At 61.8% G+C, this 11,020-nt stretch carries 13 protein-coding genes; 9 read left to right on the top strand and 4 right to left on the bottom strand.

Features of this window, described 5'->3' with window-relative positions; translation table 11 throughout:
- The first annotated feature begins 133 nt into the window (after positions 1–133).
- Complete coding sequence (locus SZ63_RS10735; RefSeq protein WP_156168477.1) at positions 134–325, top strand: hypothetical protein; 192 nt, start codon at positions 134–136, stop codon at positions 323–325.
- On the top strand, positions 322–1,161 hold the full coding sequence (locus SZ63_RS10740) for a hypothetical protein (RefSeq protein WP_048185249.1): 840 nt from the start codon (positions 322–324) through the stop codon (positions 1,159–1,161). The genes SZ63_RS10735 and SZ63_RS10740 overlap by 4 nt, the downstream gene beginning before the upstream one ends.
- A gap of 200 nt (positions 1,162–1,361) precedes the next feature.
- Here the strand turns inward: SZ63_RS10740 and SZ63_RS10745 are convergent, their stop codons facing one another.
- A complete protein-coding gene (locus SZ63_RS10745) occupies positions 1,362–1,676 on the bottom strand; it encodes a transcription factor S (RefSeq protein ID WP_048185290.1) in 315 nt (104 codons plus the stop codon).
- Positions 1,677–1,801: 125 nt separating this feature from the next.
- Here SZ63_RS10745 and artA point away from each other — a divergent pair, with 125 nt between their 5' ends.
- Positions 1,802–2,626, top strand: a complete 825-nt coding sequence (gene artA / locus SZ63_RS10750; protein WP_048185251.1) for an archaeosortase A — start codon at positions 1,802–1,804, stop codon at positions 2,624–2,626.
- 366 nt (positions 2,627–2,992) lie between these two features.
- On the opposite strand, the gene SZ63_RS10755 is transcribed toward artA, so the two are convergent.
- Positions 2,993–3,625: a CDP-alcohol phosphatidyltransferase family protein gene (locus tag SZ63_RS10755; RefSeq protein WP_048185253.1), complete on the bottom strand. Its 633-nt coding sequence runs from the start codon at positions 3,623–3,625 to the stop codon at positions 2,993–2,995.
- Positions 3,626–3,768: 143 nt separating this feature from the next.
- Here SZ63_RS10755 and SZ63_RS10760 point away from each other — a divergent pair, with 143 nt between their 5' ends.
- A complete protein-coding gene (locus SZ63_RS10760; protein WP_048185254.1) occupies positions 3,769–4,455 on the top strand; it encodes a RibD family protein in 687 nt (228 codons plus the stop codon).
- A gap of 21 nt (positions 4,456–4,476) precedes the next feature.
- Here the strand turns inward: SZ63_RS10760 and truD are convergent, their stop codons facing one another.
- Together truD and pth2 are read right to left on the bottom strand one after the other, a co-directional pair.
- Positions 4,477–5,748, bottom strand: a complete 1,272-nt coding sequence (gene truD / locus SZ63_RS10765) for a tRNA pseudouridine(13) synthase TruD (protein ID WP_048185256.1) — start codon at positions 5,746–5,748, stop codon at positions 4,477–4,479.
- The gene (gene pth2, locus SZ63_RS10770; RefSeq protein ID WP_048185258.1) at positions 5,745–6,107 is read right to left on the bottom strand and encodes a peptidyl-tRNA hydrolase Pth2; all 363 of its coding nucleotides are present in this window, start codon (positions 6,105–6,107) and stop codon (positions 5,745–5,747) included. The genes truD and pth2 overlap by 4 nt, the downstream gene beginning before the upstream one ends.
- Before the next feature lie 838 nt (positions 6,108–6,945).
- Here pth2 and SZ63_RS10775 point away from each other — a divergent pair.
- From SZ63_RS10775 to cbiQ, 5 genes are all read left to right on the top strand, one after another.
- Positions 6,946–8,097 carry an NAD(P)/FAD-dependent oxidoreductase gene (locus SZ63_RS10775; protein ID WP_048185292.1) on the top strand — a complete coding sequence of 384 codons (1,152 nt, stop codon included), beginning with the start codon at positions 6,946–6,948 and terminating at the stop codon, positions 8,095–8,097.
- Between the two features lie 63 nt (positions 8,098–8,160).
- Entirely contained in the window at positions 8,161–8,799 is a 639-nt protein-coding gene (gene cbiM / locus SZ63_RS10780; RefSeq protein WP_048185260.1) for a cobalt transporter CbiM, read from the top strand.
- Positions 8,799–9,149, top strand: a complete 351-nt coding sequence (locus SZ63_RS10785; RefSeq protein WP_048185263.1) for a PDGLE domain-containing protein — start codon at positions 8,799–8,801, stop codon at positions 9,147–9,149. The genes cbiM and SZ63_RS10785 overlap by 1 nt, the downstream gene beginning before the upstream one ends.
- 28 nt (positions 9,150–9,177) lie before the next feature.
- On the top strand, positions 9,178–10,011 hold the full coding sequence (locus SZ63_RS10790; RefSeq protein WP_048185265.1) for an ATP-binding cassette domain-containing protein: 834 nt from the start codon (positions 9,178–9,180) through the stop codon (positions 10,009–10,011).
- Entirely contained in the window at positions 10,008–10,823 is an 816-nt protein-coding gene (cbiQ, locus tag SZ63_RS10795; protein ID WP_048185267.1) for a cobalt ECF transporter T component CbiQ, read from the top strand. Before SZ63_RS10790 ends, cbiQ begins: the two co-directional genes overlap by 4 nt.
- Positions 10,824–11,020 lie beyond the last annotated feature (197 nt).

The raw sequence follows: 11,020 nt of genomic DNA on the forward strand, positions 1-11,020 counted from the left end.
TATGGCCGCCGCAGTATGAGAGGCACCCGCCGGATCGCGAAATCGTCAACGGCGGCCTTCGATACGAAAGGATAAATGCCAACATTTTTGCCGGGCTCTTTTCCATATTCCATTGATCGCCATGCCCACCAGGGTGATTTCAAAGATCCTCTCCTTCCGGCACCACGACCGCACGGCTACCTTTGCGGAACAGATGCCCGGCCGGAATACGCGCCTCGCGGCGGCGAAGACCGCGCACGAGCGCGGGGCGCTCGCCGGGATGAGCGATGCGGCCGACCGGCAGAACGACAGGCAGGTCTACGGGCTCGCGGGGGCAAAGGAATGAAGGACATGGAAGGAATCGGGCGAACGATAAACGATCTTGAGACCGCTGCAATTGAAATTGAAAAGACTGTAATCGGACTACTCCGAACCGTGGAACTGATTCAACGCCCGGATCCCATGGGAGTAGTATTCTTCGCCCCAAATAACCATTGGGACGGACTGTCCGGTCAGGCTCAGCAAAAGCAGCGGGACGCGTTACAAAAGTATCAACGGTGGTACACGGTCGCCCACCGATATGTCCGGGAATATGTCCCCGAAAGGATCGATGAGTTCAATCGATGCTATTGTGGCGATACGCAAGGCAAGTATGGCGTCATCGATTACATCCAGCTGGAACGGCCGCAATGGTCACGCAACAAGTCAAGGATCATCGATGATTTCTGGCGTGTCTTCGAGATTCAACGGAGCATCCTCCTCTCCGTATCGGACGTGACCGAGATAGAGCGAATAAACTTCCGGGAACTCATATCGTCGGAATTCATCGACCGGGAGATCGATGAAGCCGAGGGTCTCTGCATGCTGGGCCACTATCGTGCCGCGGGAGCCCTTGCAGGGCTTGCACTTGAGCGGCAACTGAAAATGTTATGCGACAGGTACGGCCTTGAATACCAAAAGGGGGATGCCGCCGAACTTCTGGCTCAACGATTGCATGAAAACGACTGTATCAATCCCGGGCAACTTGGAGCCATCCGACACCTTGCCGAGATCGTGAAGAAGTGCTGCCATCCGGACGATATCGCCGCCGAAGAGGTCAAAGAGTCGATTGAACGGTTAAAAGAACTGATACGACAGAGTTCTCCGGCCGACCCCGTGCGGCCACCGGATACGATAGCGTAGCGGAGACGGAACTTCGCCACCATCCGTCGGCCCGTCTCCGGCCGTGCGGTCAGGGGTCCCCGCACCGCAAAGGCACGGGGTATACGGGCATGAATGCGAGAGGATGGGGATAGGACCTCGTGGAGTGGAAAAGAACCCGCTAAAAAAACAACAGAAAGAAATGCGCCCCGAAGGGACACCAGAACAGTAAACCTGACGAATCAATCGTACTCGCGCCAGGTCTTGCCGCAGGCGGTGCACCGGAAGAACCTGACTTCGCTCTCATCCGCCGCACGCAGCTGCCGCAGCCACCAGAATGCCGTCGTGCAGTCGCAATCCGGGCACTTGATGGTCGCGGTCGGGAGGGTCGCTATCTTGTCCTCCTCGTCGACGATGGTGATCTCTTTCTCCACGCGTTTGTCTGTCTTCTTTAACCGGTCTGTTTCATTGATCTCCCGGATATAGCCACATTTTTTGCATTTCAGCTGACCACCGGACGATATCATCAGACCTTTACACTGCGGACAGAACATCATTGTAATGAATGGGGTGCCGATCGCAATTAATTCTTGGTCGTGGCGCATGATCCATTCGCATGGCACGTGGCCCGGATCGAACGTGCGCACAAATAATTATAGCCGGATACGCCGAAGGGTAAAGGATGAAGGATTACCTGGTGCTGATCTCCTGCATCTGCTTTCTCGTCTTTCTCATCCCGGGCAGGTTCAGGAGATACTTCGCACTTGGCGGATGGGCAAGCATCGTCGGATACCTCTTTCTCGAGCTGCCCTACTACTTCTCAATCAATAACTTCATGTACCCGGCGATAGCCTTCCTCTCGCTGCCTTTCCTCTATATCACCGCAAAATACCTGCTCCGCGACGACCCCCGCGTGATGCAGATCTCGATGATAGCGGCCGTCGCATTCCTGATTTACGCTCCCTTCGGCTACATACCCGCACTCGGGAACTGGCTGATTGCAGCCGTCGCCGATCAGACCTCCGCGGCGCTCGCGGCAGTCGGCTATCCCGTAACCTTCCAGGCCTGGAACCTGATGGAGCGCAACGGACTCCAGACCGAGATCATCCTCGCCTGCACCGGCATCCAGAGCATCGCGATCATGCTCGGGGTCGCCTGGGGCGTGCAGTCGACGCTGAAGCAGAAGATCGCCGGCTTCTTCGTCGTCTTTCCGACGATCTACATCCTCAATATCGTGCGGAACGTCTTCGTGATAACGGCCTACACCGAACAGTGGTTCCCCTACCTCCCCGAGATTGCCGGCAACGGCGAATTCGGTTACGAGAGCTTCTTCTGGGCGCACAACGTCATGGCGGAACTCGGGGCGCTCGTCCTTCTCGTGATCCTCGCGTACGCTCTCTTCACGATCGTGCCCGGGCTCGGCACCCTCGCCGACAGTCTCTACCGGCTCTACCGCGGCGAGATCGAGCAGGTCGTCCGACCGAACGCCGGAAAGACCGAACGTTGACGCCGGGCGGGAAGTGCCCGGTAGTCGCACTCCAGAGTGTCGTTCTTCGAAGACCTTCTGTCTTCTCATGCTCCTGCCGTTCCGGCAGTCGCACCCTTCGGCCAGTCGCACTTCGCGTGAGACTTCAGCACAGAGTGAGTTCAGGGGCTCACGCGAAGCCGAGAAGGGGAGTTGATCTCAGATAAACCGATCTTCGCGTCCTTCGCGGCTTCGCGTGAGCTAACAGTTTATAGGCGATGATACGGCCTCACGCGAAGAACGCGAAGCCGCGAAGGCCGAAGGGCACAGATTGAGCACCGTCAGGATGCGGGCTGCAACGCCCATCCGCCACGCTTCCTCAAGGCCAAAAAAAGATCTGCGAGCCGGTCAGGAATACCGCCGGTAGAGGTAGAAGACCCGCTGGACCGCGGAGAGGTTCGTGCAGACCGCGATGAGGAGCACCGAAACCCAGAGGAGTCCGGTCACGCCGCCGAGCACCAGCACGAGGATCGTCTCCGGTCTGCCGAAGAAGCCGACTCCTTCGAGGGGGTCCTCGATCTTCCCGGCGACCCTCTCGGAGTAACCGATCTCCGCGTAGGTGACGGGCTTGATGAAGGTGTTCATCAGCGATCCCGCGAGCGCCAGCCCAACGACACCGAAGTCGGCGACCGGCGGGACGTCGATGAGATGGCTGACGATAGGGATGCCGGAGAACCCCACGCCGAGGATGACCGCCGCGTCGACGTATTTGTCGGCGATCCAGTCGAAGACCGCCCCGAACCGGCTCTCGGCGTGATTCTTCCGGGCGACGTTGCCGTCCACCAGGTCGAGGATCGCCGAGACGAACAGGAGCAGGCTGCCCGCGAGGAAGTGCCGACCGGCGAAGGCAAGTGCGCACGAAAAACCGAAGAGCACGGAGAGTACCGAGACCTGATTCGGCGTAACGCCCAGGCGTATAAAAAACGACGCGATTGGCTCCGTATATTTGATGAATTTCGGCCGCAGGGAGGTTATATTCATCGCATATTTTATCTGCCCGAAAGGAGTTTAACCTTTGCTCTGATGGACGAGGGCGCAACACTTCACCCGGAATACCGTTTACGGGCTAAAATCACCAGATTCATAAATGCTCCCGCCAGATAGATCACCGGGAACGAATTCCAATGCCAGAACACGACAGGCCGCACGTGCTCATGATGTCGGAGATCACCGTCGATGGGAAACTCACCCTGAAACGCGGGGCTTCGAGCAAGATTCTCATGAAGTACATGGCCCCCGAAACCGAACTCCTCCTCCACCGGACCCGGGCGGAATACGACGCCATCATGGTCGGGGCAAACACCATCAGGATCGACAACTCCTTCCTGACGGTCAGGCTGGTCGAGGGAAAAAGCCCGCTCCGCGTCATTCCGAGCAGCCGGGCGGATATCCCGCCGGAAGCAAACGTCCTCGGACCTGACGCGAGAACCGTCATCGCCGTCAGCAAGGCCGCGCCGGCGGAAAATGTCGCCCGGCTCCGGGAAAGCGGCGTCGACGTCGTCGTCGCGGGCGAGAGAGAGGTCGATCTGCCGGAACTGATGGGTATTCTCTCGAGGGACTACGGCGTCGACCGGATGATGATCGAGGGGGGGCCGACGCTGAACTGGGCGATGCTGAACCACCGGCTCGTGGACGAGATCCGCCTGATCCATCTGCCGTTCATCGTCGGCGGCGCCGATACCCCGTCGCTCGTCGGCGGCATGCATATCGAGACCGAGGAGGAGATGTTCCGGCTCTCCTTAAAGCGCCACTTCATGTGCGGGAGCAACCTGGTCACCGAGTGGAACGTGCTCTACCAGCCCGGAAATTAACCACTTTTCATCGCCGACCCCCTAGATCATCATGTAGGGGTCGGCCTTCATGTATTCCCGGCAGACCGTCGTCGCGTAGTGGCCGGGAGGGAGCGTGAATTTGAGCCGGACGTCCGCACCGGATACGTCCGTTTCCACGTCGGCGGAGAGGCTGATCGGCCGGAGCACCCCGGAAAACGCAGTCTCCACGAACCGGGAGGCGCGCTCGAAGTCCCCGGCGTCGATACCCGACTCAGTCATCAGTTCCTGCATCATCTCATCCATCGGCCCGTGCGACGCCACGGTCCCGGCTCCCGGGATGAACAGGGCGATTCGGCACCGGTCGCGGCGAATCTGCATCAGGGCCGCCTGCCGGTTCCGCGCGGAGACGATATCCTCGCGGCCGCCTGAAAAGAGGAGCCGGTCGCCGATCTCGGGCTCGGTGAGCGACATGCCGGCATCGATGCGGGAGGAGAGTGCGCAGTTGAAGAGGTAGGACTGGTATGCGCTCACGAGGAGCGAGAGGAGTTTCGGGGGGAGCGCCCGGAGCGCGCCGGCGTAATCGCCGGGGTTCGCGACGAGGTGGTTCGCCATCGCCCGCTCGTAGGTCATCCGGACAGGGAGATCGGCGAGCGCCGCCCGTGCATCGCGGGTCTCGGCGAAGTGAGTCCGGGCGCGCTCGACCTCCTCCGGCTCCCGGGGGTAGGCCCGGCCGATATAGGTGGCCACGGCGCCTTCGTAGTCGCCCTTGAGGATCCTCTCGCCGACGAGGTGCGTGACCGGCCGGACGACGCCGAACCGCTGCAGCCCGTAGTAGTTCGGTATCCCGGCGGACGCCACCTCCGTCGCCGCCTGCACCCGTGCCGAAAGGCCGTCTTCGATGCAGTTGCGGATGACGATATCGAACCGGTTGCCGGCGAGGCTGCCGAGGGCGAGCGGGTGCTGCGACCGCCCGACGACCTCGAGCGAGATGTCCGCAAGATGCACCTGCTCCACGGCCTCCGGCGGGACGTCGTAGATCGATATGAACTGCGTGGTCACCGCGTTCTTGTCCTTCGTCCCCGCCCAGGCGATCCGCCGGTGGCTGACGCCGAGCCGTTTTGCAATCTCCTTGACCGCCCGCTGGAGTTCCCAGTTCGTCTTGGTGAGCCGGCAGATGAGATACGGGCCGTTCTGGTCGCTGATCGGGAGCGGGAGTTCCTCGACGACAAAGTCTTCCGGGCTTGCACGGAGCCGCCCGCCGATGCCGGGAGCGTCGGACGCGTAGTAGCGCATCCCGAGTTCCTGCTCGAGGGGGTGGGGCGAGGGCATCATAATAGCGAGAGGTCTCCGGTGATCCGGTCGAGGTCTTCGGAGCGGGAGGGGCCGAGGCCGAGCGCCGTCACGGTTCCCGGCGGGATCTCGGTCATCCCGGCGTCCTGGATGATCGATGCAGGGATACCCGCCCGTTCCGCGATCGTCTTGAGTTCAAAGAGCTGCCGCTCGGACGAAGCCTTCAGCACCACCTTCTTCTGTCCTTCGTCGAGCCAGGCCTTCCTCGCCAGCTTGTCGGCCTTCTCGTAGGCCCCGATGGCGGCGTGGGCGATCTGCGCGCACTTCTTGCCGCAGCTCATCTTGATGTCGGCGCGCACGACCAGGCACTGCTTCCACTTGAACTCCCGTGTATCAGGCATTTCGTACTATCTGGGGCATGATCCGTCAAATACGCAGCTGTGGGGTGCGACGTTCCTCTGAAATGCGACGGGCTGAAGGGTGCGACCGCCGGAACGGCAGGAGCATGAGAAAACGCGAAGCGTTTTCGGGGCCGGAGCATGAGCACCGATAGGTGCGAGGGCGGGGGGCGATACGTTGCCGGCCTTGCGGGGAGGGGCGCGAGGTGGGGAAGGGGGTTTGGGGAATTTGGATATCGCGGCCGCCGTCCCCCAGGATACTATGAACCCACACACGGATTTGCAGTGGATATCGCGACTGGGGGAGGGGCTGACGGGGAGTGCGATGGGCGGAACGCGACTGGCCGGAGGGCAGGAGCGTGAGCACCGTTAGGTGCGAACGCCCGGAGCTCGACCACCGTCAGGTGGGGAGGGGGCATGCCCCCTCCCCTGTCTCCAACTCACATCATTGTTGCTCAAACTCGCTATGCCTGCATCCCCTATTACCCCCACCCCTCCCGCGCTTTGCGCTCCTCCCCCGCACCTTCGGTGCTTCAACTCCACTCCTAACGGAGCGTCGTTCCCCGCCCCTCGGGGCGGGGGCAGTGCGTGGCGATATGCGACTGTCGAAGGGCAGGAGCAGGAGCAACGCCAGGTGTAATAGGAAACGGGCCGGAGGGCAGGAGAACGGGCAGCGGAGGTGGGAGGTGCACAGTCCCCCAAACTCCTGTCCTCCAGCCGCTCATCACCGATGACTCTTACTCCCATCATCCACCCCCTTTTATACCGCCGAACGTCCACTCTACTCAAGAACCGGACCGCCACCGGCGGCCGGAAACGAACTCGTGCGAGGCATGATACTCTGGTCTGGGATGTTGTCGTTGTGGGCGCGGGGCCTGCCGGGAGCGCCGCGGCGCGGGCGTGCGCGGAGAAGGGGCTCAAGACGCTCTGTATCGAGGAGCACGGAACGATCGGCTACCCGGTGCAGTGCGCGGGACTGCTCTCGGTCTCGGCGTTTACCGAGTGCGATGTCTCGGACCGCTCGGTCCTGAACGAAGTGAGCGGCGCACGCATGGTCTCGGGTCTCGGGGGGGAACTCCTCTTCGATGCGGGGATCACGAAGGCTTACGTCGTCGACCGGGGCCTCCTCGACCGGGAGATGGCACAGAAGGCGGCGGACGCCGGGGCGGAGTTCCGCTTGAAGACCAGCGTATCAGGCATCAGCGGCTCCTCACTCCTGACCAGGGGGGTCCGCGGGAGGGAGGAGATCCCCTTCCACCTTCTCGTCGCCGCCGACGGGCCGCGGAGTTCCGTCGCCCGCATGCTCGGCCTGCAGCGCCCTGCGCTCTACTTCGCCGGGATTCAGGCGGAGATACCATACGAGATGGACCCGCGCTACGTGGAACTCCACCCCAACGCCTCGCCCGACTTCTTCGGGTGGGTGATCCCGGTCTCGGCGACCCGGGCGCGTGTCGGCCTCTGCGCCCGGGAGCACGCAAAAGACCACTTCGACCGGTTCACCGCCCGCTACGGGCAAAACTCGCTCCACCTCGTGAGCGGGGTCATCCCGCTCGGGGTCATGCCCCGGACCTACGGCCGCCGGACGCTCGTCGTCGGCGACGCAGCGGGGTTCGCGAAGCCCACATCGGGAGGGGGCATCTACACCGGCGTCCGATCGGCAAAACACGCGGCCGCCGTTGCCGCGGCGTGCTGCGCGCGCGGGGAGTTCGACGATGAACGCCTCCGGGACTATGAGCGCTGCTGGAAGGAAGACTTCGGGAAAGAACTCGATATCGGGATGAAAGCGCTTCATATGCGGCAGAGGATGACGCCGGAAGAGATCGATCGCCTCTGCCGGGCTCTCGACGACCCGGATCTCATCGCGACGATCGTGGAGCACGGCGACATGGACAGGCCGGGCACCCTGCTCCGCAAACTGGCCCTGAAACCCGCGCTGGCCCGGGCAATGGGCATACTTTTCGCATCGGGAGTACGCCGGATTCTTACGGGATGAGATATTCGATGTGGTTAGTAACACATTTATACGAATAAATAATACAATCGCATCAGGTGTGCTATGCATATACCTGATGCATTTATACCGATGGGGCAGGCCCTGATCTACTGGGTCATCGCCCTGATCTTCATTGTTCTCGCCCTCCGGTGGGCGCGGCGTTCGATGGGAGAGGAGAAGATACCGCTGGTCGCCGTGCTCGCCGCCGGCATCTTCGCCATCCAGGCGTTGAACATCCCCATTCCCTGGGGAACGAGCGGCCACATGGTCGGCGCGGCGCTCGCGGCAATCGTCCTCGGGTCGCCGTTTGCAGGGGTCTTCGTCCTGACGCTGGTGCTGCTCGTGCAGGGCATCATCTTCGGTGACGGCGGCATCACCGTCATGGGCGCGAACATCGTCAACATGGGCGTCATCGGCGGATTCATCGGCTACTACGGGTATACCGCCATCAAACGCGTGATAGGGAATGCGTATGCCGCCGCCTTCATCGCCGCATGGGCGGCGCTCTTCGTCTCCGCAATCCTCTGTGCGGTCGAACTCGCGATCGCCGGCACCTTCCCGCTCATCCCCGGGCTCACCATGATGGGCACCTATCATGCAGTCATCGGGCTCATCGAAGGAGGCATCACCGCGGGCGCCCTCTACCTGATAGCCTCGGCACGCCCCGACATCCTCGAACACCCGGCAGGGGTGAGCGCGTAATGGAGACCAAACAGTTCGTCGTCATCGGTATCGCGATCGCCCTCGTGATCGCGGTTGCCGCACCGTTCCTTGCGTCCGGAGATCCTGACGGGCTCGAGAGCGCGTTCTTCAGCATTTACGGCGCAAAGCCGTTCATGGGCAGCGAACTCGACGAAGACGCCGCCGGCGCTGCGGAGGAGCAGGCAATCGTTACGACCGGGAACGACTTTTCGTACGAGGCGCTCATGCCGGACTACAGCATCCCCGGCATGGATAAGGCCGGAGAGGTGGTTGCAGTCGTGCTCGGCACGCTTCTCATGCTGGTGCTGGTATTCGCCGTCGCGAAGGTCTCCGCGCGGCCCGATAACTAGATACCCGAAAAACCCTCATTTTGTCATCATGCACCTGCTCGAGACCCGCGACCTTACCCATATCTATCGCGGCGACGTCCGTGCCCTCGAGGACGTGAACTTCGTTGCCGAGAGAAAGTCCCGCATCGCCGTCATCGGGCCGAACGGTGCCGGGAAGAGCACGCTCTTCAAGCACTTCAACGGCATCCTCAAACCCACGTCGGGCGAGGTGCTGATCAGGGGCGAACCGATCACGAACGCGAACGTCCGCGAGGTCAGGAAGTTCGTCGGGATCGTCTTCCAGAACCCCGACGACCAGATCTTCTCCCCCACCGTGGAGCAGGACATCGCGTTCGGCCCGATCAACCTCGGCCTCGACGAGACGACGGTCGCCCACCGCGTCGAGGAGGCCCTGCGCCTCCTCGGGATCGAGGACCTGCGCGAGCGCGTGCCGCACCACCTCTCGGGCGGCGAGAAGAAACGGGTCGCCATCGCCGGCATCCTTGCGATGGAGCCGCAGGTTCTGGTGCTCGACGAGCCGACCGCGGGGCTCGATCCCCAGGGCGTCGCCGACCTCGTTCGCTTCGTCAACCGGCTCCCCGAGGAGTACGGCATGACGGTGGTCTTCTCGACCCACCATCTCGACCTCGTTGCGGAGATGGCGGACTTTGTCTACGTGATGGATAGGGGAAGGGTCGTGGGCACCGGGACGGTCGAGGAGGTCTTCGCCCGGCCGGAACTGCTCACCCAAACAAGGCTCGACGTGCCGCCGATACCGAAACTGATCCGGTCGCTCCAGGAGAACGGCGTCGCCATCGATATGGCCTACACCTACGAGGACGCGAAGAAGGCGTTCCTCGACGCCTACGCGGGACGAAGATGATCGACGACCTCTACTTCATCGAGAAGTATGCTTATCGAACGAGCATCGTCCACCGGCTGGACGCGAGGGTTAAACTCCTCATAGCCCTCGCCGCCATCGTGGCCATCGTAGCCGTGCCGTACTCGACGAGGGTCTACGAGCTCGGCGCCGTCCTCTTCGCTCTCGTCGCCGCGCTCTGGGCCGCTTCAAGCCTCCCGCCGACGGTCTACTTAAAGCGGCTCGCGCTCATCCTGCCGTTCGGGATCTTCCTGATCGCGTTCCAGGTCTTCGTGAAAAATCCCTACTACGAGGTCTTTCACACGATTGCGACCCTGCCGTTCGGGATCGAGGTCTACGCGGAGTCTGTGGAGTTCGCCTCGATCCTCCTCGTGAAGTTCGTCGTCAGCGTATCGTTCATCATCCTGCTCTCGTCGACGACGAAGATGCAGGATATGATCGAGGCGGCGGGAAGGCTCGGCCTGCCCCGGGAGTTCACCCTCACGCTCGCGATGATGGTTCGCTACATCTTCGTCTTTGCCGAGATGTTCACCCGGATACGGACCGCGATGGCGACCCGGTGCTTCGACCCCCTCGACCGCACCCTCCCCTACCGCTACCGGCTGAACCAGCTCGGCTACACGGTCGGGACGATCTTCATCCGGTCCTACGAGCAGGGCGAGCGCACCTACACGAGCATGCTCTGCCGGGGATACGGGGCGAATGCCGGCCTGTATGTCAGGAAAAAACCTCTCCGCACCGGAGAGACCATATTCTTCGCCATGACGCTCGGCTTCATCGTCCTCTCTGCGGCTCTGATCTATGGGCAGGCGTAGGTGAGTGCGATGTTACCTTGCCAATCAAATTCTGTCCCTGTTGAAGCGTCCAGAGCCTGAAATGGCTTACTTGCGTGTTGCAGGCATTACCTCTTCTCGTCAAAGCGATTCCGGGATACCAACGACAACAATGCAACTATAGCGAGGAAAAGCCCGATCCAGTGGACCGTGGTGGCTATCGCCACGCAGGGGGGTGG

Origin of the sequence: Methanoculleus sediminis, from assembly GCF_001017125.1 — an archaeon.
GTDB lineage: Archaea > Halobacteriota > Methanomicrobia > Methanomicrobiales > Methanoculleaceae > Methanoculleus > Methanoculleus sediminis.

What these genes read in the sequence shown, in the direction of transcription:
- cbiQ (WP_048185267.1), top strand. Translation starts at nt 10,008, where the DNA reads ATGATCGACGACCTCTACTTCATCGAGAAGTATGCTTATCGAACGAGC.
- cbiM (WP_048185260.1), top strand. Translation starts at nt 8,161, where the DNA reads ATGCATATACCTGATGCATTTATACCGATGGGGCAGGCCCTGATCTAC.
- truD (WP_048185256.1), bottom strand. Translation starts at nt 5,748, where the DNA reads ATGATGCCCTCGCCCCACCCCCTCGAGCAGGAACTCGGGATGCGCTAC.
- SZ63_RS10755 (WP_048185253.1), bottom strand. Translation starts at nt 3,625, where the DNA reads ATGAATATAACCTCCCTGCGGCCGAAATTCATCAAATATACGGAGCCA.
- SZ63_RS10760 (WP_048185254.1), top strand. Translation starts at nt 3,769, where the DNA reads ATGCCAGAACACGACAGGCCGCACGTGCTCATGATGTCGGAGATCACC.
- SZ63_RS10790 (WP_048185265.1), top strand. Translation starts at nt 9,178, where the DNA reads ATGCACCTGCTCGAGACCCGCGACCTTACCCATATCTATCGCGGCGAC.
- artA (WP_048185251.1), top strand. Translation starts at nt 1,802, where the DNA reads ATGAAGGATTACCTGGTGCTGATCTCCTGCATCTGCTTTCTCGTCTTT.
- SZ63_RS10745 (WP_048185290.1), bottom strand. Translation starts at nt 1,676, where the DNA reads ATGATGTTCTGTCCGCAGTGTAAAGGTCTGATGATATCGTCCGGTGGT.
- SZ63_RS10785 (WP_048185263.1), top strand. Translation starts at nt 8,799, where the DNA reads ATGGAGACCAAACAGTTCGTCGTCATCGGTATCGCGATCGCCCTCGTG.
- SZ63_RS10740 (WP_048185249.1), top strand. Translation starts at nt 322, where the DNA reads ATGAAGGACATGGAAGGAATCGGGCGAACGATAAACGATCTTGAGACC.
- pth2 (WP_048185258.1), bottom strand. Translation starts at nt 6,107, where the DNA reads ATGCCTGATACACGGGAGTTCAAGTGGAAGCAGTGCCTGGTCGTGCGC.